Genomic DNA, 26,052 nt, shown 5'->3' on the forward strand with positions numbered 1-26,052 from the left:
GTTAAAATAATGTCTTGCCTCTAAATTTATTCCCTTTTTTATCTTTAATTATGGCAGGTAATGTAAAAGTTATAGTTTCCAAAAAAAATCTGGAATTTACACCAGATGGTCACTCAGGATCTGGATACGATTTAAACATCAAAGACGAAAACGAATTTGATGTTATAGTCGTCAACGAAAGTGATAAATTTGCCAGTTTTCAAATAGAACTTTCAACACCTGGTTTAGATGAGAATAACCAGATTAAATGGTATAGGGTACAGCCAGAAATTTGTGCGAAAAAACCACCAGGTAGTCAAACAACTTTTCATGTCGAAATTACCAAAGTTCCCATTCCAGCTTACGACACTACCATTGACCTAATCTTAAAAGTTATTTCAGTCGAATATGAGCAATTATATACGAGTCAAAAACTCAGATTAACTATTAAAAAGCCTTTGAGAACATTGCGGTTAGAATTACCAGTTAAAGAACTCAAAGCTAAACCACAAGAACTAATTGAAATTCCTGTCATTGTCTATAATTTAAGTTCAAAATTTTCAGAAATAACTCTGACTTGTGCAGGATTAGATCCAGATTGGTTGCTGTATGATCCAGATTGGTTAAACCAAAAAACTCAACGTACATTTATTCTAGAACCAGGAGATGTGCAGAAAACTCGTTTTTTGTGTCAACCACCACAGGATACGTTGAGTAAAGAATATACATTTACAATTACTGCCCAATCAAGTACTAGTCAATATACTACGAGAGAACAGGGAAGTTTAAAAGTTATTCCTGATGGAGTTGTACAATGTATTTGTGAAGATAAGGAAAAAACAATACCTGGCAAAGGAAGAAAGAATTCCCACTTAGCAACTTATGAACTATTATTTAATAATTCTAGCAATTTACCCCAACAAGTAAAGGTTGATATTCCAGAAATCAAAATCGAAAAATGTACTTTTCAAACAATTCCTGAATGCATAAATTTAGTTCCAGGAGAAGCTAAAACTATGCAGTTATTAGCCAAAAAGAAACGCCATTTATTTGGTTTCAGAAAAACATTATTATTTGAAGTCTCAACAAGTTTAATTCATCCCAGTTCGGGAAAACCTAGCACGGAAATTTTTCCTAGCCCCAATACCCAAATATTGACATTAAAGGTTTTACCAATTATTCCTTTTTTTCTGCAATTCTTGGGAGGAAGTATACTTTTTCTGATGTTGATATTATATTTCCTAATTCCCAAAGCTTATCATACAGGGAATGTTAATTCTGTGCGTTTATTTGGCAATGGAAACCTTGTATTTAGCGGTTCTAGCGATCAGACTATACGACGTTGGCAAGTTGATGATAACCCTTTTTTGCTCAACATCTTTCGTCTGAAACATAAACAACCTTTGATAGCAGGAAAAAACCAAACTCAAAAAGCAGTCCGTGTAATTCGTCAAAGTCCCAAAGATAATGACAGAATAGCAGTTGGTTTAGAAAATGGTGAAGTAAAGTTGTGGGATATTTCCAAAAATACAGAAATCAAAAGCTTAAGTAATGATAAAGATAACCGTGTTTTTGATCTAGTATTTACTCAAAATGGTCGTTACCTTTTTAGTGGTCATGGTAGTGGACTTGTGAATATTTGGGATTTGGAAAGAATCAAATATATTCAAAACCCATTACCACAAGGTTATGTCAATGTTAAGTTTACAATTTCCGGGCTAACTATTAATGAGACAGTACAAAATAATCCTCTAATTTTTGTAGCCGGTCAGTTCAATCAATTTGTAGTATGGGATTGGAATAATAAAAATAAATATGAACTTAAATATCTATGGCAAGACTGGGAGAAAAGAGGAGATAAGCCAGTATTTGGACAGCAACATTATATCACAAGTTTAGCAACATCTGGTGATATCTTAGCGAGTTCTGATAATCAAGGTTATATTACTTTATGGAGCATTAAAGAAATATATAAATGTCTCAAAACCAGTCAACCATTATCTTCTCAAAATAAACAAAATCCCGTTTTGCAAACATCTCGTCGTCGAAGAAACATTAATCGAGACATTAACCAGGTTTCGCCAAAAACAAATCAAATAAATTCATTTGCAATTACATCATGTAACAATGCAATTATGGATCAAAAAAATGATGGTCATGGAAATCAACCTGTACGTTCAGTAGCTTTAACAGAAGATGGAAATTACTTAGCAACTGGAGGTGATGATGGCAAAATTATGCTTTGGGATTTAACAGCAAATAAAGAACAGAATAAATCGCTGAATACAGGACAAATTGTTGCAAAATCGAATGCCAAAATCAATAGTGTAGATATCAAAGCTTTACAAGGTTATCTTCTCATCACCAGTGGAGATGATAACTACAATGTGAATCTATATCGCGTTAACGAGAACAAAGACAATGACCGTAGTAAATAACCCACTCTTTATAGAAGAAATTCCTGGAAATGGTAATGATATTAGACGTGGTTCTACTATCAAACGCACCATCATTATCAAAAATATTGGTGATATCAAAGCAGACGTTGATATTTGGATAGCTGCTACTGATAATAAATCTGATTCTCTATTAAGATGGTGTACTTTTAGTGAAAAAAATCCTTTAAGTATCAATGCTAAAGAATCTAAACAAATAACATTTAATTTTCAAATACCTCAGGAAGCAATTCCAGACATATATAATTATGAAATTCTAGTTGAGGCTGCATCTCAATACCCTGGTAAAATATTTCGTCGTCCTCAGCAACTGCGGATTTTACCTTCAAATCAAGATGCTGAATTTGGTAATGAACCAGCCTATAGTATACAGCCTATTACCGCTTCTGCTAACCCTTTACCTCTCCAAGCTGGAGAAAAATTAGAACTAAAAATTAAAGTTGAAAATCGTTCTAAAAGAGTAGATCGTTATTATTTAAATTGTTCAGAATTAGTTAAACAATGGTATACAGTATCATATCCCGAAAGTAGCTTAAATCTTCCAGGATTAGTTAAAGAAACTGATGGTTTAGAACTCAATCCTGGTAATGCTGGTGAAATCACTTTAATTTTGCATCCACCACAATACACACCAGCAGGCAATTATTTTCCAACCATTAACTTGGTTTCTAGCAACACAGAAGATTTAGTGTTGTTGGATGTGGTGTATTTGCAGATTTTACCTGACGATAGATTAAGTCTAGAACTACTTCCTTTAGAACGCAAAGTACCCTTAGAAGCTGGAGAGTTTGAAATTGAGATAATTAATCATGGTAATATTAGGCGAGAAATTAGCATTTTTGTTAATGAATTAGAGGAAATTTTTAGTTATCAATTAGAACCTTCTCAAGTACAACTTGCACCAGGAGAACTGCAAACGGTTTTCTTAAAAGCAAAACCTAAAAAATGGTGGCGACGCAATTTTTGGAAAAAAGATTTAACCTTTAATTTTGATATTGAATTAGAAAACACGCCAACACAAACCGGGGAAATTCCTGATTTAGCAATACCTAAACAACTACCCCAAGGAACTTTAGTATGGGAACCCCGCCCAGCTTGGTTATTATGGCTAATATTCCTGTTTTGTTTAGGTTTGATAGCTTCCATAGGCATATTCTTTTTGTTGAAATATCTCAACAGTCAGAAACCCTCTCCTGAAGTGCTTAAAGTCGAAACAACACTCAATGAATATCAAGAATATAAGGAAAAAGATATTCCGGTTGACTTATATATTAAACATCCAGAACAAGTAAGCAAGTTTGCCATAATTCGTTTACAAAGTAATGTAGAAATTGATAGAAAAAATGTCTTATTAGAATCAGATAAATTTCCCAAGCAGTTAAATAAGCCATTCAAGATAGAGAATGGCACGTGTAAATTGAGTAATCATCAAGACTCAACGGGGAATAAACAAAAATCAAATAATTCTTTAACATCTGGAACTGGTTTAAAATTACCTTTTATACAAGAGAATTCCACATCTCCATCAAAATCACCATCAAATATAAATATTTTAAAATGCCAATTGAAAATTCCCAACAATCAAAAAGCAGGAACCTACACGTTTAAAGTAGAAGTATTTCCTAAACAAAATTTACAGCAAATTGCCTCAACACAAATTACAGATAGCTTCATTATTAAGCCGACAATTCTACCAATAATCACAGAATTATCTTCCACAGTTTCTGCTTATCAAGAAGTTAATACAGAATTAATAAAAGCTTTAATTGCTGCTTCACCAATACAAAACATTTCTGAATTACCAACCGTCTTAAAATCACCACCTATTCTGCTGAATTGGCAAATTAGTAACTTCGACAAAATCAAAGAATTAAAAATTATTGGTTTTGCAGATGACGGTTCAATTGGTAGTCCTCAAACCAGTTATTTGATCAAAAATAACAGCTTACCTAACGAACTAACTAAATTCTGTGCTTTAACCAAGAATAATCTTATTTGTAAAAGTATACCTACAAATGTAGTCCAACCAGGTAACTATACTTTTAAATTAACAGCAATTCCTAACATAGGAGAAGGAACACCAGAAATTACCAAAGAAACAGCTAAAATCAAAATTTTGCCGAAGACACCAACTCCACCACCCCCACCAATTCCACCAACACCTGTAAATATTATTTCTTTTACAGTCAATGGTAAAAGTGCTGCCACCACACCCAGCTTTATTTGTGAACTTAGTGAAGATAAAGTTCCTAATCAAATTTCCGTAGGTTGGCAAGTACAAGAGGGTGAAGATATTAAAGTTGAATTGCTGCCTTTTGGAAATATGACTAAACAACAAGACTCTCTACTTATGGCTGTTAGTCAAAGACCTAGCACTTATTTATTAACATTAAAAGTCACGAATAAAGCTGGTGAACAAAAAACTCAAGGTGTGATGATTGAAACTGTAGAAGGACCATTGACAAGTCTCTCTAAATTATCATCTTGTGTTGGTAATACTGCAAAAAAAACACCAGCAAAAGTTTCATCTCCAACACCAACGTCTTCCCCAAATGCTTCACCAACTTCTAAACCAACAGAAACTATTTCCCCAACTCCTAAACCAACTCCTAAAGCATCACCAACTTCTTCACCAACAGAAACTATTTCCCCAACTCCTAAACCAACTCCTAAAGCATCACCAACTTCTTCACCAACAGAAACTATTTCACCAACTCCTACACCAACACCAACTCCTTCTCCAGCAGTAACTATTTCTCCAATTCCTACACCAACACCAACTCCTTCTCCAGCAGTAACTATTTCTCCAATTCCTACACCTGTAGAAGATAAATTGCCACGAATTGAGTCTAAAATTCAAGATGATTCAGTTCAGCTAAGGCGATAAGATCCCCGACTTCTAAGATGCATTTATCATTTATGGACACAATAAATAAAAGAAGTCGGGGATCTGGATGTGAACTATTGCTATAGCTGAATACTTACGGTTTAAATTCCCACTTTTATCCATGTTAAAAAACCAGCATCATAGACAATATGAGCATAACAGCAAACAATTGGCAAGCTAATAATCACGCTTATCTGACAGCATCTCTAGGTAAAATTCGAGAGGCTTTGGTGCAGCATATTGATCCTAGTTTGCTGGGGGAAGAATTCCTAATTGATGAAAATTCAAAATCAGAAAATTCCACACTAGATGCCATTTATGATTCCGAATCATCTGCGTTAGAAGAACTTTGTGGTATTTTTGATTTGAGTGATTTTGAACACGATTTACTATTGTTGTGCGCTGGTGTAGAACTGGATGCGAGTTTTGCGGTGCTTTGTGGTGCAGCTTGTGGGGATGCAGAAAAATCCTATCCTACTTTTGGTTTAGCAATAACAGTATTAGAAAATCTGCACTGGAGTGCTTTTAGTCCCAGTGGAATGTTACGGAAATGGCGATTAATTGAAGTTAGTTCTGGCAGTGGGTTAATGAATAGCCCTCTAAGAATTGATGAGAGAATACTGCATTATTTAATGGGTGTACAACATCTAGATGCACGACTATTAGGGATGGTAGAACCTGTAGAAGTGGTGGAAGAATTAGTCCCATCTCACCAACAATTAGTAGAAAAAATTGTAGCTGCTTGGACAGTAGAAATTACAGATTTATTAAAATTGCCTGTATTACAATTGTGTGGAACAGAAGTAGCCAGTAAACGTCCCATTGCGGCTTTAGCTTGTGAATATTTAGGACAAAATTTATATACTATTGCTGCCCATAGTATACCTACTACTCCCATTGAATTAAATCAGTTTAAGTTACTTTGGGAGCGAGAAGTGGCATTAAGTAACAGTGTATTGTTAATAGATTGTGATGATTTAGAGACAGCAGATACAGCCAGGGAAGCGGCTATTGCCCATTTGTGTGAATGGCTGCATTCTCCCGTGATGATCACAACGAGCGATCGCAAACGTGCTAGACTGAGAGCTATGTTAGCCTTTGATATTGAACGCCCTACCAGCAACGAACAATATCAAGTTTGGCAAGCAGCATTAGGAACAAACACTCCATCTTTAAACGATCAAGTTGATACCTTAGTATCCCAATTTAATCTCAGCGCCCCCATCATTCAAGCCGCTTGTTCTCAAGTTCGTAGTGAGTGGCAACAGGCACAAGAATCACAACATAATGTAGATTTTAATTTACTGCTTTGGGATACCTGCCGCGCCCAAGCTAGACCCAAATTAGACGACTTAGCAGAAAGAATTGAATCAAATGCCAACTGGGATGATTTAGTATTACCAGAACCACAAATGAAAGTTCTCAAAGAAATAGCTTCTCATGTTCAACAAAGGACAAAAGTTTATCAACGCTGGGGTTTTGGTGGCAAAAGTGGTAGAGGTTTGGGAATTAGTTCTTTATTAGCTGGTGTTAGTGGTACGGGTAAAACCACAGCCGCAGAAGTGTTAGCGCGGGAATTACGACTAGATATATATCGCATTGATTTAAGTGCAGTAGTGAGTAAATATATAGGAGAAACAGAAAAAAATCTGCGTCGGGTATTTGATGCGGCTGAATTAGGAGGAGTTGTTTTACTTTTTGATGAAGCTGATGCTTTGTTTGGTAAACGTACAGAAGTGAAAGATTCCCATGATCGTCATGCCAATGTAGAAGTAAGTTATTTATTACAACGTATGGAAACTTATCGGGGGTTGTCGGTTTTAACCACTAATCTTAAAGATTCTTTGGATCAAGCATTTTTGCGGCGTATTCGTTTTGTGGTGCAGTTTCCCTTTCCCGATGCGGCCACAAGGACAGAAATTTGGCGTAGGGTTTTTCCCAAAGATACACCAACGGAAGGATTGGATTTTCAGAGGTTGGCACAGTTAAATGTAGCAGGAGGAAATATTCGCAATATTGCCCTCAATACAGCATTTTTAGCGGCTGATGCAGGGGAAGTGGTGACAATGAAACACATTTTACAAGCTACGATGAGTGAGTATATAAAATTAGAACGGGCGCTGACGGATGCGGAGATTAAAGGTTGGGTTTAGTTGATTTTTATGACAGTGAATTTTTGTTTTACCTATTAATAAATTGATGTGAGGAATATGTATATGGGTAGCCGACAACTTACTAAGAATAATAAAATTCAAGGTGAAACTTTAGCGCCAACTTCGGGGATGTTTGAGGGGCGATCGCTTGCAGTACAGGGGAAGGTAGAAAAGCCTGATTTTAAGACTTCTTTGATGCGGGCTGAGAGGTATGGGCATCATCTTGGTCAAATACACTTGCCAAGTGTCTCAACACCAAAAGCAATACAGTCTAAGAAGGGAAGCGAAACGTTACAAGAGACCCAAATACATAAGGGGCAGCAAGTCATTCAGAGAACTCCAAACAAGAAACCAAGACCAAAATCATGGCACGAAATGGATCGAACAGCACAGAATCCAGAGTTTCAAAAAAGCTTAGGCATAATGCGAGAAGCACTAAATATTGACCCAGCGCACAGGAATGACCCAAAAATTGGCTTTCCTTTTAGTCACTTCGACCATGCCTTTGGAACTAACCAAAAAGAAGAATCGGTAAAAGTAAAAGGAGGGGTAGAACACAAAAAAATAATCCAAACACCGAACGAGACTACAGATGTTGAACGAATTATGCCGATGCTACCAACTAGCTTGACACAGGGAGGTCATCTTGAACATCAACTTCGTCAAGGAGATGCAGCTAAAGCGAGTTCATCGAGTGATTCGCAAAACAAAGTGACGATGGATCGAGTTCGAGAAGCTGCTGTCGGCACAAAATTTGCCCATGATACTGGGTTATCTTTGGATAAGCTGCACCAACCATCAGCTGAGATTGACTTCCAGTCGGAGACGCCAAGTGGAAAGAAAGTGCAGTTCGATCCCTTCACCTCACCCCAATCAAAAAAGCCAACAACAAAACAACTTTTAGGTCAGCAACTGTTAGAAGAAGGAACTCTTACACAGAAGGAATTGCCAAATTCCTACAAACAAACCCCTGTTAAACGACAGCAGCAAGAGGGAATGGATAAAAAGTGGGTAAATGATGCTTTTACGAAGCATACCAATCAAAGTAAGGGAGACGGTGTGATTGGTCTTTGGGATCAAACTAGCGATTCTCAGCCACGAGTAAATGAACTCCAGCAACGCATACAAGATCAGCCTAGAGATTTTAAACCTCGCCTTCAAAATGTAGACCTAAAGCTGGATGAGGAATATGTTAAAGAAGATATGCAAGCACAGCGCGATTTGGCGAAAAGAAGAAGAAGAAAATCCATTTAAAATTTTTTGATTAAATCTATTGAGGACATCAAATTTTGTGAATTTTTACCTTGAAAAGGCTTAACATCTTATTCAATGCGATCATGTGAACGCTGACTTGTCAGTTAGCTAATCTTGAAAGCCCGTAGGTTGGGTTAAAGCATGAAACCCAACAACTCAATATTCAAACATTCCCAAAATATTACCACTGACTTCAGGAAATTCAAAAAAAACAGCAAAAATAACTGACGTGCTATCGCATTGAGATTGAAAGTAATCAGAGAAAATTAAATCTTCTATTTCAAATCTGGATAAACCTATGAAAAGCCGTATCCGTACCCACAAAAAAAGAACAAGAGAAGAAACACCGGATTTATCAAGTGTTCCATTTCCAGGGATGTTTGAGGGGCGATCGTTTGCAGTACAGGGGAAGGTAGAAAAGCCTGATGTTAAGACTTCTTTGATGCGGGCTGAAAGGTATGGGCATCACATTCAAAACACTTTGGTAGCAGAACCAAATAAAGAATATCATAACCAGACTAAGCAACCTGTAATACAACGTTGGAAGGCAAGTAATTTTTTGCCTAAAGGCAAAAAATTTTCTACCAAACTCCCATTTCTTAGAAGAAAGAAAAATATACCGCCCCAAACTTCTACAACAAACAATAACCCGAATGATCTAGTCACAGCTTTTAACCCAGGGGATAAACTATCCCAAACTTCTGCAACAAAAAATAACCCGAATGATTTAGTTGAAGCTTTTAACCCAGGTGATAAACTATACGGATTACGGGACCAAAGACCACAAGATGCTGTTAAACCAAAAGCCGGAAATATGGCGACCGTCCAAGATGAGTTAAATAATCAGTTTATTGGAACTAAAGGAATAGGTCGGATAAGCAAAACAATGGGATCTCTCGCCAAACAAAATGATCAAAATTCTGCCAACGACATTAAAAAATGGAAAAAAGGCGCAAGTTATGGGGAGGAGAAGACACCACCTAAAACACAAGAGCAACGTTTGGAGGCGTTAGAGTACAAAGAATGGCTTGAGAAACATCCAAAGTATAGTCCAAAAAATAAGATAGTTAGAGGTGAAGCATTATCTAGCCCTTACAGACAATGGGATAGGGTCAAGAAATCATGCAAAGCTGGGATAGAGTATGCAGTGACTCATGGAAAGAGAGTGCATTTTATATTGGATGACATAGACCTAGAAGCAGTAATTAATAAACAAAACTACCAGACCAAACAGCCAGAAGTGAAAGTTGATCCTATAACAGGTGATTCACAGCAAAATATAACAGCATCCGAATTAAGATTTATATATAGAAATTGGCATGATCCACTCTTCAAAAAAGGTGTGCAATTTTGGCAAGGAGGCAAAGAAGTCCCTGCGCCTTGGGAGCAAGATCCAAAATCTTGGCAGAGGTATTCTCCGAAGTCTAAAAATAGCCAGGAGGCAAAGAAGTCCCTGCGCCTTGGGAGCAAGATCCAAAATCTTGGCAGAGGTATTCTCCGAAGTCTAAAAATAGCCCGTAGGTTGGGTTAAAGCATGAAACCCAACAACTCAATATTCAAACATTCCCAAAACATCGATATTTCCTTTAACTAAATGCCTTCATACCACAGAAAAAATTGGGTATTGTTCACGCTCAACCAAACCCACCATATTCAAAACAAATACCAATTCTTAATTAGAGCCAGAGAACCCCCCGTTCCTCATGCTCTTTTCACCCTCAAACAGCAGTAAAAATCCTCTGTTTATTTCTGAAAAATCACAAAAATTACCACTCTGAAAAACAGTAACTAAGCAATATGCAAAAACAAATTCAAAAAAAACCGATGGCAAACATAGCCGCTGCGAAATCATCGCATAGTGGGTTTGCAAATCCTGGCTTTACAGTCCAGTCAAAATCAGATAAAGCCTCTCCCGACATAAAAACTCAATTGAGTCGAGCCACACGCTTTGGTCATAACATGAGCCAAATGACCGCAATGCAAACCAAAGCAGCAGAAGTAGGAAATCAGACTATTCAGCGTCAAGAAGAAAAAGAAGAACCTGAACAAATGAAGTCTGAGCAAAGTCCTGCTATTCAGCGTCAAGAAGAAAAAGAAGAACCTGAGCAGATGAAGTCTGAGCAAAGCCCAGCTATTGAGCGTCAGGCAGCTTCCCCTACTCCCACTGGTGGTAACTCCATTCCTGGAGGAGTCAGGGCAAAAATGGAAAACTCATTTGGGACGAGTTTCTCTGATGTGAATGTCCACACTGATAGCGTCCAAGCCAAGTCAATTGGAGCTTTAGCCTATACCCAAGGAAGCAACATTCACTTTGCTCCCGGACAATATAACCCCCAAAGTAAATCAGGACAGTCATTGTTAGGACATGAACTCACTCATGTTGTCCAGCAACGAGCCGGACGAGTGGCAGTACCTACCCAAACTAAAGGCGCTCCCATCAATGCTGACCCATCCCTAGAGAATGAAGCAGATGAAATGGGAGCAAAAGCCGCACGGGGTGAAGTCGCTCAAGTTCCCGGAGGAGGAAGTGCTGGAATGATGACAACTATCTCCCCAGTGCAAAACAGCACTCAACCGGTTCAGTTCTTTCTACCCATGTTAATGGGTGGTCTAGGTAGTGCATTAGGTGGTGCTGCTTCCGGTCTGATGGGTGGTTTAGCAGGTGGCGGTGGTCCTGGTGGTCTGCTCGGTGGAGTATTAGGCGGTGCTGCTTCCGGTCTGGCTGGCGGTCTAGCAGGTGGTGGCGGTCCCGGTGGAATGCTCGGTGGAGTATTAGGCGGTGCTGCTTCCGGTCTGGCTGGTGGTTTAGCAGGTGGTGGCGGTCCCGGTGGAATGCTCGGTGGAGTGTTAGGCGGTGCTGCTTCCGGTCTGGCTGGTGGTTTAGCAGGTGGTGGCGGTCCCGGTGGAATGCTCGGTGGAGTGTTAGGCGGTGCTGCTTCCGGTCTGGCTGGTGGTCTCATGGGTGGCGGTCAGAAATAACACCTGATCTGCAACTGAGGGATTTTCAACCAATAAATTCTTCAATCTTGTGGGGTGGGCATCCTGCCTGCCCTTGTCTACTTCACTCAAATGAAACTTGCTGTATATTGTTCTACCTAAGCATAAGGATATATTTATGATTAACCGACAACGTACCCAATCGAACAAGACCCAGAAACAAACATCGGCTTTGTCAATTGCTTCATCTGGAGGAATGTTTCAGTCGCCTTTGTTTGTGGTGCAGCAGCAAACAAGAGGAAATTCACAGCAGACTGACTTGAAGACATCTTTGATGCGGGCAGAGCGTTACGGACATCACTTAATTCAAACACAACCTACAGGTATTTCAACTTCAGCAGTGTTACAGCCAATGAACGCTGGCAAAAGTAGCAATACTGAAGTTATTCAAATGATGAATGGAGGAACGCAAAAAAGAAGAACTAATTACCGGCAAACACACCTGGGATCACGAGCATTTGGGAAAACCGGATCGCCAAACTTGGTAATCACGGAGCTGCATGACTCCGATTTTGGAAAAAAAGTCTCCGCAAAGCATAGTGAGTCTGAAAAGTTTAAATCAGCATATAGAGAACCACAAATTCAATACTTGCCAAATTCCGGTGGAGCGGGGATGGATGAGAGAGTAAGCACGGCCTCAACTGCCAAGATGAGGGATCAGATCCAAAAAGAAACTCCACAACACTCACAACAAGATATCCACAATTTTGTAGGGAAGGTTTCGGAAGAGAGAAGCCATGTAAACCATCTCATGTGGATAACAGAAAATAATGAAAGTCTGGCAGGACACCCAGGAGCTTTAAGCAAAGACAAACAAGATTTTAGAAAAGGAGTACCGCAAGAGCATGGCAAGAGAGATAAGCAACGTGCGGCTTGGGTTATGAACGAGTTCAAAGACTCAAGAAACAAAAAAGACCCCCTGAATAAGACCGCAAAAAAAGTGTCGATGCAGGGAAACATAGGGACTATCAACTCGATGAGCCAACCACATCCGCAACTAGTAAAAGCTAACCCAACATCTCTGAACAACGAAATACATCATGCAAAATATGGTCAACTAACGCAGTCAGGCTCAATGGGAAACAAGGAATGGAGTCCCCAATTCCATAAAGCTATTGTAGAGGCACATAATGAAAGAGAAATGTTGAAGATACGGACAGCTTACGATATGAAGCAAGAAGGTTATGGCAACCTCTTGTCAGATGGTATGCAACAGATGATTTCATCTCATAAAACAGCGGATAACGCGATAAATGAGCGGTTCAACCGCAGTAAGCCAGGTGATCTCGATTCTGGTCTACCAAGGTCACAGGCATCCTTACCAGATTCTCCAATGACACTGGATGCTATGAAGCAAAATAATGAAAAAGCGGTTACAACCAGTCCAAATCGCCGACTATACAGGGCAATAAGCAATCCGCGAACCATGATTAGACCAAACTCCAAGAGGCAAGCAAATTTGAAGAAGAGGTCATTAAATACGGATATGACGACAAATAAGAAGCAGAGGAGAGACTAACTACCCAATCAATACTATCGGGCTAACATACTGCTCTAATGTATTGCTGTCGGGATTTGTATCTACCTCTAAGGGACTTTCCGCACCATCTATTTGCACTCGCACTAAATATTGTCCCCCTTTAACTTCATAGATAGGGAATATCACCTCATTTGTTTCTTCACTGCGAGACTTGGCAATAAAGATATATGATGCAGGATTTGATGCTCGCTCGTTTAAGAACATTAACACTCGTTGTCCAGTACCAACAATCAAATCAACTTCCACTCTAAGTTTAGCTGTATAAAATCCATCGCGGTTATCTTCTAGTTCTTGTACTTCTATTTCCATCAATGTGGGACACAAAACAAAGGGCATGACATTAGAACCAATTGCTAGTTCTGGTTCAAATCGTAACCTTTTGGGAATTGTATGTAATATTTGTAGGCTTTGTACCCCGGCTCTGAGGTAACGAACTTGCTCTGTTGGTAAAGCAGATAATTCTAAACGGATTTCGTTTTCACTGATCTTTGATGGTATAAGTTTGGCATCACCGATTCTGATTTGAATGCGATCGCGCAGCGCCTGAGAAACTGATTCCCGCATTGTTTGTCTAGAAGTTTCCCGTAGTGAAACCGAATCATTATCACCGTCTAAATACTGACCACGAATAATAATATTACTACTAGTTAAAATTGGTTGATTTGTTCCCACTTCTGATGCCACTTGAGTAATTTGCGGCTGGTTGGGAGTTGTGTAAAATTCCACCCGACGCACGGGTAAGGCTCTACCACTGGTTTTATTACCTTCTATTAACACTGCACTAGCTTGGCAAGCAAAAGATAAAGCATAGGGAGTCTGAAATAATACTGACCAAACTTTTGATAATTCTTCGATATCCATCATACTGGGCAGAATTACCACTCTTTCCACTTGTTGCTCTAGGGTTGAATCTGCCAAATAACTATAAGTTGGGTTATTGACTGTCTCCCGAATCATCTCCGGTGTGATGATGGGATAGTCAACAATGGTGCGGACGGTGCTACCTAGTAGGCGTTGTGGTTCTAATTCCACCTCATTACCATAAAAACTCATTAAATAATATAGGTCTAATCCAGCTTGTGCCTGTTTAATTAATTCTCCTTTTGGACGACGGCTACGTAAATCATGATTTCGCCAAGCAGGGTTGGGAGTAGCTTGGTACAAAAAAATATTTACTCCCACCTCCGGGGTTTTACTGCCAGAAGTTTCAGGGCGTACCGTGGTTACTCTTGCTCCAGGTACATCTACTTGGATGGTAGACTGTATAATCCTGCGTAAAGTTGCGGTTACAGTGGCGATCGCTAGGTAATTACTCATAATCTTTGGCGTTGATGGCTATATGGTCAGCCAGGTTATATAGGATATAAAAATCCTGCTTATATAGTTCCAAAAAGCATAGACAAATGTCTCATGCCATTAGTTTGCCGGGAATAACCCCGACTTTCTCGGACTACAACGCCCCTTATCCTGTATCTTGCACCATTCTCAATCAAGTCTGGTGGGCATTCATTACCCACCCTACTAGAATTTACTATAGGACTACTATTTGATTTTTGAACAAGACTCAGTACACACGGAAACTCTTCTTACCTGTTCCCTGTTCCCTGCCTCTACGAAAAATATGGCTAACGCCACGCTACGCGGACATAAATCAAATCGGATCACTATAGATTGGAATTAATTGTCATCCTGTGCTGTAATTTCTACTTCTTCAATTTCACCATTATCAGTAGATTCTGCAACCATCACCAATTCATTATCTACTTGATGATTATGCCGCCATTCATCTAACACATCTTTAACTAATACTTCTTGTACCCAAATTTTAGCGACGACAGTTAAAGGTAGCGCCAAAAATAGTCCTAAAAAGCCAAAGAAAGTCACAAAAAATAGCTGAGAAATTAATGTTACTGCTGGTAGTAAAGATACCTGATGTGCCATGACTATCGGCGTGATAAAATTACTCTCAGCTTGTTGAATAAAAAAGTAGAGAACCAAGACAGCAACAGGTTTCCAGGGAGAATCTAAAAGAGCGATCGCCATGGCTGGAACTACACTCATAGTCGGACCTAAATTCGGAATTAAATTCATAAATCCCGCCAAAACTCCTAGTGCCAAAGCTGCATTAACACCCAAAATTGACAAGCCCAGCAAGCTCATCAAGCCCACCACCAAGACAGCAATAAAAGCCCCTGTTACCCATCTTTCTAGGGAAATTGCACACTGAACTAAAATTCCCTCTACTCGTCGTCGATAAAATGACGGAAATAGCCGTACAAATACTTTTCGATAAGCATCAGGATTAGCTAAAAACATCCCCGTCAAAACTAAAACTAATAAAATGTTTAGGACTATTACCAAAGAGCCAGAAACAAAAGCAAAAGAGTTTCCTAATACCCGATTGAATAAGGGTTGTATTTCCGCGATTAAGCTGTTTATATCCGGTATAAATGGTACTAATTGCTCAGGGATATGAGTTCTTTGTTCGTCAATCCAAGTATTAATGCGTTCAAAACCTTGGGGAACTCGTAAGGTGAGTTCTTGAAATTGTTGAGTAAAAGGTGGCACAATTAGCCAGAAGAAGCCGATAACACCAGCGAAAAAGATACTCACTGACAGAAAAACAGCTAATCCACGTTTCATCCCCAAGCTTTGGAAACTGCGTGCTAACCGATTTAAGGTAGTTGCTAAGACAACAGCAGCAAATATCAGTAACAGCACTTCCCGCAGTTGCCACAATATATATAAAGATATAACTAAGGCGATTAAACCAATCCATTGACCCAGTTTCACAGACTAACTCCCAAAGCTTGGTGAGATGAAATTGTTTAGCTAGGACTTACGCCAGTGTCACATCAAACATCTCTACTAGGGTTCATCAGACTACATAAATCCTGTCCATAAACCGATTTTTGACATCTGACGCACCCTACTAATATGCAAGTTGCGTAAGTCCTGTTTAGCTATGCAGGTTAGCTAATTTTAAAGGTTCTACCCAGAGACGTGCAGTTAATTTGGTTTCTGTGCTGGAATTCTCCAAAGTAAGACAGTTATCATAATTATAGTAGGTAACAAAACTAGAATTAGCGCGTTTGTTGACGTTAATGGAATCAAAAACATGGGTCCTGCATACTTAATCAAAAACGAGATTAAAGTTGAGAGCAGAAGTAGCTTCAGCAAGAACAAGATTTGATTTTTCATAAAAGTGCGGTAATACACATTTTTTTGGTGGGGTATACACGAATTTAGACTTCACTATCGAGTCTCTACAATAGATATCAGATACAAAACTTTACTTGTCCACATTCAGCCCCTGTAACTGTAACCATACTTTAAATTTATGATTGCCAAATGCTGGAATAAAAGCATTTTCTATTAATTGGAGATTTTCCCCAGACTGGATGTGATGCTTTTCGTTCCCAAATCATTCTATTTTTTTCTCATCCCCATGATCTATCTACCAGTTTCATTACTGTTATTTGTAGTTTTGTTACTGCTGCTGCCATTTATTTGGTTTGCTGTCGCAGTAGACGTGGTGGAAATTGCGGTAGCCAAGTTGGGGTTTTCTCCTAACATTGCCTTTTTATTATTGCTGCTAGTAATTATTACTAGCACAATCAATATTCCTATCTACCGCTTAGAAACTCCAGTGCAATTAGCGGATGAATTTGCAGCACTGTGGTTAAGGGAATTTTGGGGAATTCCCTTAAGGAAAATGCAGCGTTATACCGTAGTAGCCCTGAATGTGGGTGGTGGATTAATACCTGTAATCTTGGCATTATACCAATTTTCTCAGGGAAATGCGCTGGCAATTCTGTTGGTTACTGCCATTGTGACTATTGTCAGTTACTTTGCAGCGCGGGTAGTACCAGGAATTGGGATTCAAATGAATCCGATGCTTGCACCGCTGACTGCGGCGGTATCGGCAATGGTAATAGCCTCACCTCATGCGGCTCCAGTAGCATTTGCAGGTGGTGTTCTCGGTACTGTCATTGGTGCTGATTTACTACATCTCAAAGACATTCAAGCCATGAGTGAGGGGGTATTGAGTATTGGTGGTGCTGGTGTGTTTGATGGCATTGCTTTGTGTGGATTATTTGCTTTGTTATTAAGTTGAAAATAGGGAACAGGGAACAGGGAACAGGGAACAGGGAAGGTTAATAAGCCAATGACTAATGACTAATAACTAATGACAAAATTTGATTGAGGTAAATGAAAATGCCTGTAGAAACTAATAATAATAACCAGATGAAAACGCCAGGGAACAGGGAACAGGGAACAGGGAATAGGGAATAGGGAAGGTTAATAAGCCAATGACTAATGACTAATAACTAATGACAAAATTTGATTGAGGTAAATGAAAATGCCTGTAGAAACTAATAATAATAACCAGATGAAAACGCCGAAGATCCGGCAGTTTGGTGGCAGTTTTTTAATTTTACTGACTTTGTTGTTGCTGCTGAATCTGATCGTTCCCAGTATTTTTGGACCACGATTGCCACAAGTTCCCTATAGTGATTTTATTGCTCAAGTCCAAGCCGGTAAAGTAGAGAAAGCGATTGTGGGGAGCGATCGCATTGAATATTCTATCAAAACCCAAGCCCCTGAAGGTAAAAGCGTTGAACAGGTATTTAAAACTACACCTGTAGCCATTGACTTAGATTTACCGAAAATTCTCCGTGAGAATAATGTCGAATTTGCAGCACTACCACCAGCCGAAAACGCCTGGATTGGTACTGTATTAAGTTGGGTAGCTCCCCCGTTAATTTTCTTCGGAATTTGGGCTTTTTTAATGAGTCGTCAAGCTGGTGGTCCCGCAGCATTGACAGTGGGTAAAAGCAAAGCGAGGATTTATTCTGAAGGTAGCACTGGGGTAAAATTCCTGGATGTAGCAGGTGTGGATGAAGCAAAAGCAGAATTAGAAGAAATTGTTGATTTTCTCAAGAATGCGACCAAATACACCACCTTAGGGGCAAAAATTCCCAAAGGTGTGCTGTTAGTCGGTCCTCCAGGAACTGGTAAAACATTACTAGCAAAAGCTATTGCTGGTGAAGCTGGTGTTCCTTTCTTCAGTATTTCCGGTTCTGAATTTATCGAATTATTCGTTGGTGTCGGTGCTGCGCGAGTCCGCGATTTATTTGAACAAGCTAAACAACAAGCACCCTGTATCGTCTTCATTGATGAATTAGACGCTTTAGGTAAATCTCGCGGTGGTCCTGGTGGTTTCGTCGGTGGTAACGATGAACGAGAACAAACCCTCAACCAATTACTCACCGAAATGGATGGTTTTGACGCTAACACAGGTGTAATAATCATCGCTGCTACCAACCGTCCCGAAGTTCTTGATCCCGCTTTACGTCGTCCCGGCCGTTTTGACCGTCAAATTGTAGTCGATAGACCTGATAAAATCGGTCGAGAAGCAATTCTCAAAGTTCACGCTAGAAATGTCAAATTAGCCGAAGATGTGGATTTAGGAATTATTGCTACTCGCACACCAGGTTTTGCAGGTGCAGATTTAGCTAACTTAGTTAATGAGGCCGCTTTGTTAGCAGCCAGAAATAATCGTCAAGCTGTACTCATGGCAGATTTTAATGAAGCCATTGAACGTTTAATTGCAGGTCTAGAAAAACGTTCTCGTGTGTTAAATGAAATCGAGAAAAAGACCGTTGCTTATCACGAAGTGGGACACGCTATCATCGGTGCTTTAATGCCTGGAGCAGGTAAAGTTGAGAAAATTTCTGTTGTTCCTCGTGGTGTCGGTGCTTTGGGTTATACAATTCAAATGCCCGAAGAAGACCGTTTTTTAATGGTAGAAGATGAAATTCGTGGACGTATTGCCACTTTATTAGGTGGACGTTCTTCCGAAGAAATTGTATTTGGTAAAGTTTCTACTGGTGCTTCTGACGATATTCAAAAAGTAACTGATTTAGCAGAAAGGGCGATTACAATTTATGGCATGAGCAATAAATTAGGTCCTGTTGCTTTTGAAAAAGTTCAACAGCAATTTATTGAAGGTTATGGAAATCCCAGGCGTACAATTAGTCCCCAAATGACGGAAGAAATTGACCGTGAGGTGAAGGAAATTGTCGATAATGCTCATCACATTGCTTTAAGTATCCTGCACAATAACCGCGATTTACTAGAAGAAATTGCCCAGGAATTGTTGCACAAAGAAATTCTTGAAGGTAGTTATTTACGCGAAAAGCTAACTCAAGCCAAAGCACCAGATGAAATGGCTGAATGGTTGAGAACTGGTAAGTTAGATGCTGATAAACCTTTGTTGCAAACGCTTTTGGTTTAGTGTTCGATAAATGTAGGGGTTTAGCAATGCTAAACCCTTATTTTTTGGGATTTTTAATTAATTGGAATTGTCTGAATCAGGATATCCATGACACCCTTCGGGAAGTCATGATTTACTGTTTCTCAAATGCCTTTTTTCACTCTATATGTTTGTTTGTATGCTCACTTGGATTTTTTCGGTCTGTAATTTTCCTCTGTGACAGTTCAGGGTGCGGAATGTGGGTTAAAGCTATGGTTAATCCTAATATGCAGACCCCGGATTTAATCCCTCAAATTTAGACCTGAATCCTTACGGATTAGCTTACCTTTGGGTAGGACATACTAATGGTGTCCAAATTCAAATTCTTGGGACTTTAATTTTTTATTCGGTATTGAATCAATTAGTTTCAGAAGTAGCGAGCGCCCTTAACCAACCAAAAGAGAAAATCTCAGTCGAAATGGTGTTTAGGAGTCTATATTATGTTGCCAAAGCGGTCGCTAGGGGAGAAAACCCCGATGTCGTCACCTATTTAGTTGAACGAGCCAAATTATTTGGCTTGGTTAAAGCTACCAGGAAACGACACCGAGCGACAGAACAGATTAGTCAACTAATTTGGCAATCAGTTCCTTTAAGTTGACACCAATGAGCATTGCTAAACCCCTACTGACTGTTATATTGAAACTACACTGGCAGAAAAAGCAAAATCATTTGCTGTGAGACTGTTAGCATTAATTCCTACTAACAAAACGATTTCTGTAGTGTTAATTTTCAGCAAGGTATCAGATCCCATTTGTTCTTTGATTACTTGACCAAAGTTAAGGATTCCAACACCACCAAAGCCGATTTTATCAACTCCAATTGTGAAATCTGTAACGGTGTTTTTGCTGGTTGGTAAACTACCATTAGCCACCCAAAACTGATCAGCACCAGCACCACCTGTAAGTTTATTACCTCCTTGTTCTCCAGCAAAAAGGGCATCATTACCGTCACCAGCAGATAGCAAATCATTCAAGTTGGAAACTAATTTGTCATTTCCAGAACCACCAAAAAGCCGGTTATTGCTACCTTTACTGGTGATATTGTCGTCACCTGAACCACCAAATAATAATTGATTTGAACCTTCAATTACTGTTAGTTCATCTGCGTCTGCTGCTCCGAACATAATGTTAGTTGCATCAGCTTCAGCTACAAATAACTGATCTTCACCTCTACCACCATTAACGATGGTTTTGTGAGCAGGTCCATCTACACCAACGATGACGGTATCATCACCATCTCCTGCGGAAACGAAAGAGTCACTATTAACTGTGACCAAATCATTACCATCACCTGCAAAGATGTTGTTATTATTTGTGGCATTTATAGTATCGCCTCCACCACCTGCAAATAATGTTTGTCCTGATTTTGGGTTGAGTTCTTCACTATTGGGAGTACCAAATATTAGTTGTGCAGGTGGTTGATCATCGTTCAGAATAGTGACTAATTGTTCTCCTAAAATTAGAGAACTATCATTAACATCAGATAAAACTATTTTGAAAGTATCATCAGCTTCAATCTGAGTATCTCCAACAATAATCACTTCAACCGTTTTGTTAGTTTCTCCTGGTGCAAAAGTTAGAGTTCCAGATGTGGAGACATAATCAGGTGTGGTACTAACTATTTGTCCTCGCAATTCTCCACCAGGATTTGCTGTGGTGTGGATGTTGAAGTAGTAAGGTGTATCTGCACCTGTAGCGGCTGATTTTAAGGTTTCAATCTCTTCAGCAGTTAGTCCTTCACTTGCTTCCCAAATTCCTGTGATGATGGTTTTACCATTTTCAACGGTGATTTGTTTATCGTCATCTGCGAGGATGTCAAAATCTACGGGACCGTTTGCACCTCTAGCAGCATTGTGAATGTGTGCCAAGGTTACGTCATCGTCAGTTGTAGCTGTTTGATTGTTAAAGTCCAGTCCGGTGACTTCTAATCTATATGTGAAGGTTGCAGCTTCTGTATCCAGTTCTGCACTAGCTACACCAGTAGCGGTGGTGGTAATTCCTGGAACTTGTTGACTACCTTCTAAAATCGCTTCAAATACTTCTTTGGTGGGGACAAAAACAGGTGTTTCATTAATAATTTGTCCTCGCAATTCTCCACCAGGATTTGTTGTGGTGTGGATGTTGAAGTAGTAAGGTGTATCTGTACCTGTAGCGGCTGATTTTAGGGTTTCAATCTCTTCAGCAGTTAGCCCTTCGCTGGCTTCCCAAATTCCTGTGATGATGGTTTTACCGTTTTCAACGGTGATTTGTTTATCGTCATCTGCGAGGATGTCAAAATCTACGGGACCGTTTGCACCTCTAGCAGCATTGTGAATGTGTGCCAAGGTTACGTCATCGTCAGTTGTAGCTGTTTGATTGTTAAAGTCCAGTCCGGTGACTTCTAATCTATATGTGAAGGTTGCAGCTTCTGTATCCAGTTCTGCACTAGCTACACCAGTAGCGGTGGTGGTAACTCCTGGAACTTGTTGACTACCTTCTAAAATCGCTTCAAATACTTCTTTGGTGGTATCGCTGACGGGAGTAGCGGTAATGGGGATAGTTTGATAATTAACGGTGACAGATTCGGTGCTTGCTTCGTCCAGGAAAACTGTAAAGGCTTTGGTGTTAATCCCGCCATTTCCTTCGGATGTGGAAATGTTTATTCCTTGTATTTGCAGAGAGAAGATATCTGTGGCTGTCAAACCTTCTTTATCTGTAGCAATCACTTTTACATCTAGTTGACCTACATTTTCACCTGTGGGAGTACCAGTAAAGGTTCGAGTTATCTCATTGAATTTTAACCAATCTGGTAGTGAACTACCATCAGCTAAGGTTGCTGAATATTTAATTCTATCAGCAATAATTCCTTCATTTATTAGTGTATCTGCAAATCTTTCAGAAACTAATTGATGCAGTCTTGTACTGGGGTGAACTCTGTCCCAAAACGCATATTCATCAGGATTAACATCACCAGTTGCATTAATCAGAGGTTGGGTAAGATTAGTGAAGTTGTAATCTTCTGGATTGGCTTGAACTGCATCATTCAAACCGAAGATGTCTACTAAAGATGTATCAATGTTGAGTCCGATTTCCAGATTATCTAAGGCTTGACTTAAAGCATTGTTAAAAGCAAGAGAAATGGCTCTACCATTGGCTGAATTATTATTCTCAATGCTTAAAGGTGTAGCACCTAAATCTGTTAAGTTAGCAACAACAAATTCCTTTCCACCTAAACTGCTTAATGTCGCGATCGCATTACTAATATTCGTCACTGCATCAGTCACAGCTTGAAAAGGATCAGCCGGAGGATTAAGGAAATCGTTAGCACCAGCCCAGATGAAATACAGTGTATCTTCACTAACAGGAGTATTAGCATTAAGCGTTTTAAATTGCTCAATTTCTGTTAGTAATCCTGGTACTGTATAACCTCCAAAAACGTTATTTAATCCTGTATTTGCTCCACCAAAAGCGAAGTTTTTTACTGATTCATCACTAAAATTGAGATTATCCCTAAGGTAATCTATCCAAACTGGTCCATTGGAAAAACGCCCTTGGTAATAGGGTGGAGGTGGAAATGTATTACCTGAAGCTTGATAGAGATTCCCTGTATCAGAAAGGCTATCACCAAAGACAACTATATCTTCAAAGGGATTAATTGCATCTGGATCTGAGAAAATATTGTTAGCAACCGTATATCTAAAAGCAGAATTTGCTTTAGCATTTTGGTCTGAAAGGGGATTATTAAGAATTGGTGATTGATTCATTGTAGATACTGATTTTTTTCAAACTGTAAATGTTTTGATATTCCCTTAATATCAAAATCTTCTTTTTTATCCCCAAGTGATATCTTTCAGTTAAAAGAGTAAATAGACATTTACCCAAAAAATAAGGATAGAATTTTATCTATCCATCCTATCGAAGTATAAAAGTTATTTTAAAAATCTGCAACCCTAAAAAATTTACTAGGTTTACCAGGGATTTTTGGCAATGTCTGAGCTTAACCAAAGCTTAACCAGCTAAAAACTTCTGTGACTGTTAGTTCCAAGTCTATACCTGTCAGGATCGGTAATTTATCATCACTTTCATATAATTCCACTTTTTGTTCAGGAAACACAGCTAATACACTTTCTTCATCTGGGTTCATCAACCATCCTAATTCTGTACCATTGCGGGAACAATGCAATAATTTAGTTAGCACCTTTTTTTGTTGTTGCTCTGGAGACAGAATTTCAATTACCCAGTCAGGATGAATTTCAAAGCGGTTACTGATTTTCCCTGATGCAGTTTTAGGGATTCTTTCCCAGCGGAACACCGCTATATCAGGCACAATTGTATCACCACCAAAAGTACAGCGTAGTTCTGGGAAAGCATAAGCTATTTTTTGAGTTCTGGCTTTGGCATTGATAACTTCAATTAAATTAGCCTGAAGTAAGCTGTGTTCACCCTGTGGCATAGGTTTTTGTGTTATTTCTCCGTTAATAAATTCTGATGCTGGCTTAGTTTCTGGTAGTTTCAAAAACTCATCTAGTTTAATTTGGCGAGCGTTAGCTATAGTCATATTCGGTTATGAGAAAGTATACACCGATTTTAAATCATTCTTGAATAATAAGATCCCCGACTTCTTTGAGAAATCGGGGATCTAGTGATATGAGTAATATTAACTCCGTTGCCAAATTTTAATAGTTTTATCCGAACTGCCACTGACTAACATTTCTCCAGATGCCGTAAATACTAAAGCTGTCACAGTGTTAGCATGACCTGTAAAAGTTCCTAATAATTCCCCCGTTTCCAAATGCCACAATTTGATAGTTTTATCAGCACTGCCACTAGCTATAATTTGTTCATTAGGACTAAGGGCAACTGCATAAACTTTATCTCTATGACTTTTAAGAGTGTGAATTAATTCCCCAGTTACTAAATTCCAAACTCTTAGAGTTTTATCTTGACTACCACTCACCAAAAATTTAGCATTAGCACTAATTGCCAAAGAATTAACAATATGAGAATGACCCATCAGCGTATGTATTAGTTTAATGTCTTGCTGATTTTTCTTATTTAGTGAAGATGTTAACCGCCAAACTTTGATTTTACGATAGCTGCCTGTAATCAAAATTTTACCATCTTGACTTAATACCATTGAATGGGCTGCGGTATCATCTAAACATAAGGTATTTTCTACTTGGCGATCGCGTAAACTCCAAAACAAGATTTTTCTGTCATCTCCACCAGTTGCTAACATCTTACCATCTGGAGTAAATGCCACACAACGTACATTTCCATGATGGGTATGCAGAATATCAATTAAATCCAATGCCCCAGTATGCCAAATTTTAATTGTGGCATCTGCACCAACACTAACTAAAGTTTGTCCATCTGTGCTAAAAGCCAAAGAATTAACTTCATCTACCACCCCAGACATAGACCAAGGAGATTCTGATAATGTCTCAATTAATTGACCTTTAGCTAAATCCCATAATTTTGTCTCCCCACGACTACCACTAGCTAAAATTGGGATAGTTTTTACATGATCACCACCAAATTCATTCACCATCAAAGCCTTTATAGAATAGGCTAAACAGTTAATTCCTCTAGTGTGTGCCTTTAATGTTTGCCAACATTCCCAATCTCCAATGATATTTTTTTGCGGATGTTCTGATGGCAATGTTTGAATTATTTCAGCCACCATTTTATCCTCGTCGGGAGGTAGATCATATTGCTTTCCGTCTAGGGATTGTAAATACCAATTTAATCCCCCCGCATACAATAAGCTACTAGGGTGAACATACAGCTTTGGTTCAAAAAATCCTAATTGACTGGTAGGTAAAAAACCAGTGATAACAGTTTGTTTCTGGTATCCTAATTTAGTATTTCCTGGATAGAACAAACACAGAAAAATTAAAACTTGGTGGTTTTTCACATCTTCTTGTGTGACAGACCAGCGAATTTTGTCTTTTTTAATTCCGTTAAAACTTTCTCCATCTGCTACATGAACTTGAATACTTATCTTTGGATTATTAGTCAACCAATAACTAAACTTACTTTCACCACGCAAATTTCCCTCATCATCCAAAACCATATTTTCTAAAGTGTCTTGCGGCACTTTTTTCACTAATTTACCTAGCCGTTCTGTGATTACTTTATCTACAATTTGTTCACGGACAAGATAATCTTCTGCTTGAGTTTGAAAATATATAGGAAAAGGAATTGTCCAGTCTGGTGGTTCAGGATATTCTGGAGGCATAGGGGGAGGATTTTTGGCCAGAATTTCCGCCTGTTGACGAGAACATTCCAAAATTTTAGCCAATGAATCGCCTTCAAATACCATAATTTCACTGTGACAACCTTTGACTTGACCTTCTAAGAGAGATAGATCAATTGTCTTAGGTTTTTTCACCCGTTGGAGGAAGTCCGTTTGTTGAGCTTTTAGTAAGCTAATCCAGTCGATCTGCATGATAGTGGCACAGTCTTGCATACTTAAGGTAACTTATA

14 protein-coding genes and 1 pseudogene are annotated in these 26,052 nt (G+C 39.0%); 10 read left to right on the forward strand and 5 right to left on the reverse strand.

The genetic code is table 11. From position 1 onward, the window contains the following. The first annotated feature begins 50 nt into the window (after positions 1 to 50). The 7 genes from H6G06_RS23550 (at position 51) to H6G06_RS23580 (ending at position 13,245) form a co-directional block, all read left to right on the forward strand. Complete coding sequence (locus tag H6G06_RS23550; RefSeq protein ID WP_190564494.1) at positions 51 to 2,417, forward strand: WD40 repeat domain-containing protein; 2,367 nt, start codon at positions 51 to 53, stop codon at positions 2,415 to 2,417. After that, a complete protein-coding gene (locus H6G06_RS23555) occupies positions 2,401 to 5,322 on the forward strand; it encodes a hypothetical protein (protein ID WP_190564495.1) in 2,922 nt (973 codons plus the stop codon). Before H6G06_RS23550 ends, H6G06_RS23555 begins: the two co-directional genes overlap by 17 nt. A 149-nt stretch (positions 5,323 to 5,471) precedes the next feature. Next, positions 5,472 to 7,475, forward strand: coding sequence for an ATP-binding protein (locus tag H6G06_RS23560; protein WP_190564496.1), 2,004 nt, complete (start codon positions 5,472 to 5,474; stop codon positions 7,473 to 7,475). Positions 7,476 to 7,523: 48 nt separating this feature from the next. Beyond that, a complete protein-coding gene (locus H6G06_RS23565) occupies positions 7,524 to 8,729 on the forward strand; it encodes a hypothetical protein (protein ID WP_190564497.1) in 1,206 nt (401 codons plus the stop codon). A gap of 298 nt (positions 8,730 to 9,027) precedes the next feature. Further along, positions 9,028 to 10,260 carry a hypothetical protein gene (locus H6G06_RS23570; RefSeq protein WP_190564498.1) on the forward strand — a complete coding sequence of 411 codons (1,233 nt, stop codon included), beginning with the start codon at positions 9,028 to 9,030 and terminating at the stop codon, positions 10,258 to 10,260. Positions 10,261 to 10,526: 266 nt separating this feature from the next. Continuing rightward, complete coding sequence (locus tag H6G06_RS27100) at positions 10,527 to 11,708, forward strand: eCIS core domain-containing protein (RefSeq protein ID WP_199306857.1); 1,182 nt, start codon at positions 10,527 to 10,529, stop codon at positions 11,706 to 11,708. A 136-nt stretch (positions 11,709 to 11,844) separates the two neighbouring features. Continuing rightward, positions 11,845 to 13,245, forward strand: coding sequence for a hypothetical protein (locus tag H6G06_RS23580; RefSeq protein ID WP_190564499.1), 1,401 nt, complete (start codon positions 11,845 to 11,847; stop codon positions 13,243 to 13,245). Here the strand turns inward: H6G06_RS23580 and H6G06_RS23585 are convergent, their stop codons facing one another. Together H6G06_RS23585 and H6G06_RS23590 are read right to left on the reverse strand one after the other, a co-directional pair. Next, positions 13,246 to 14,583 carry a Pvc16 family protein gene (locus H6G06_RS23585; protein WP_190564500.1) on the reverse strand — a complete coding sequence of 446 codons (1,338 nt, stop codon included), beginning with the start codon at positions 14,581 to 14,583 and terminating at the stop codon, positions 13,246 to 13,248. It lies immediately after the preceding gene. A gap of 360 nt (positions 14,584 to 14,943) precedes the next feature. Then, complete coding sequence (locus H6G06_RS23590) at positions 14,944 to 16,059, reverse strand: AI-2E family transporter (protein WP_190564501.1); 1,116 nt, start codon at positions 16,057 to 16,059, stop codon at positions 14,944 to 14,946. A 655-nt stretch (positions 16,060 to 16,714) separates the two neighbouring features. On the opposite strand from H6G06_RS23590, the gene H6G06_RS23595 reads away from it, so the two are divergent. The 3 genes and pseudogenes from H6G06_RS23595 to H6G06_RS23605 all read left to right on the forward strand — a co-directional run. Then, positions 16,715 to 17,383, forward strand: coding sequence for a DUF1614 domain-containing protein (locus H6G06_RS23595; RefSeq protein WP_190564502.1), 669 nt, complete (start codon positions 16,715 to 16,717; stop codon positions 17,381 to 17,383). Between the two features lie 246 nt (positions 17,384 to 17,629). After that, positions 17,630 to 19,567, forward strand: coding sequence for an ATP-dependent zinc metalloprotease FtsH (gene ftsH, locus H6G06_RS23600; RefSeq protein WP_190564503.1), 1,938 nt, complete (start codon positions 17,630 to 17,632; stop codon positions 19,565 to 19,567). A gap of 292 nt (positions 19,568 to 19,859) precedes the next feature. Continuing rightward, positions 19,860 to 20,183, forward strand: a pseudogene (locus H6G06_RS23605) (IS4 family transposase); the annotation flags it as partial. A gap of 33 nt (positions 20,184 to 20,216) precedes the next feature. Here H6G06_RS23605 and H6G06_RS23610 read toward each other — a convergent pair. The 3 genes from H6G06_RS23610 to H6G06_RS23620 form a co-directional block, all read right to left on the reverse strand. Next, entirely contained in the window at positions 20,217 to 23,327 is a 3,111-nt protein-coding gene (locus H6G06_RS23610; protein WP_190564505.1) for a CHRD domain-containing protein, read from the reverse strand. Between the two features lie 233 nt (positions 23,328 to 23,560). After that, positions 23,561 to 24,121, reverse strand: coding sequence for a Uma2 family endonuclease (locus H6G06_RS23615; protein ID WP_190564506.1), 561 nt, complete (start codon positions 24,119 to 24,121; stop codon positions 23,561 to 23,563). A gap of 99 nt (positions 24,122 to 24,220) precedes the next feature. After that, the gene (locus H6G06_RS23620) at positions 24,221 to 26,014 is read right to left on the reverse strand and encodes a WD40 repeat domain-containing protein (RefSeq protein WP_190564507.1); all 1,794 of its coding nucleotides are present in this window, start codon (positions 26,012 to 26,014) and stop codon (positions 24,221 to 24,223) included. Between the last annotated feature and the right edge of the window lie 38 nt (positions 26,015 to 26,052).

Source organism: Anabaena sphaerica FACHB-251 (assembly GCF_014696825.1).
Lineage (GTDB): Bacteria > Cyanobacteriota > Cyanobacteriia > Cyanobacteriales > Nostocaceae > RDYJ01.

Bases quoted from the DNA above. Each gene is read 5' to 3' on its own strand.
- H6G06_RS23550 (WP_190564494.1), top strand. From the start codon at position 51: ATGGCAGGTAATGTAAAAGTTATAGTTTCCAAAAAAAATCTGGAATTT.
- H6G06_RS23555 (WP_190564495.1), top strand. From the start codon at position 2,401: ATGACCGTAGTAAATAACCCACTCTTTATAGAAGAAATTCCTGGAAAT.
- H6G06_RS23560 (WP_190564496.1), top strand. From the start codon at position 5,472: ATGAGCATAACAGCAAACAATTGGCAAGCTAATAATCACGCTTATCTG.
- H6G06_RS23570 (WP_190564498.1), top strand. From the start codon at position 9,028: ATGAAAAGCCGTATCCGTACCCACAAAAAAAGAACAAGAGAAGAAACA.
- H6G06_RS27100 (WP_199306857.1), top strand. From the start codon at position 10,527: ATGCAAAAACAAATTCAAAAAAAACCGATGGCAAACATAGCCGCTGCG.
- H6G06_RS23580 (WP_190564499.1), top strand. From the start codon at position 11,845: ATGATTAACCGACAACGTACCCAATCGAACAAGACCCAGAAACAAACA.
- H6G06_RS23585 (WP_190564500.1), bottom strand. From the start codon at position 14,583: ATGAGTAATTACCTAGCGATCGCCACTGTAACCGCAACTTTACGCAGG.
- H6G06_RS23595 (WP_190564502.1), top strand. From the start codon at position 16,715: ATGATCTATCTACCAGTTTCATTACTGTTATTTGTAGTTTTGTTACTG.
- ftsH (WP_190564503.1), top strand. From the start codon at position 17,630: ATGCCTGTAGAAACTAATAATAATAACCAGATGAAAACGCCGAAGATC.
- H6G06_RS23610 (WP_190564505.1), bottom strand. From the start codon at position 23,327: ATGAATCAATCACCAATTCTTAATAATCCCCTTTCAGACCAAAATGCT.
- H6G06_RS23615 (WP_190564506.1), bottom strand. From the start codon at position 24,121: ATGACTATAGCTAACGCTCGCCAAATTAAACTAGATGAGTTTTTGAAA.
- H6G06_RS23620 (WP_190564507.1), bottom strand. From the start codon at position 26,014: ATGCAGATCGACTGGATTAGCTTACTAAAAGCTCAACAAACGGACTTC.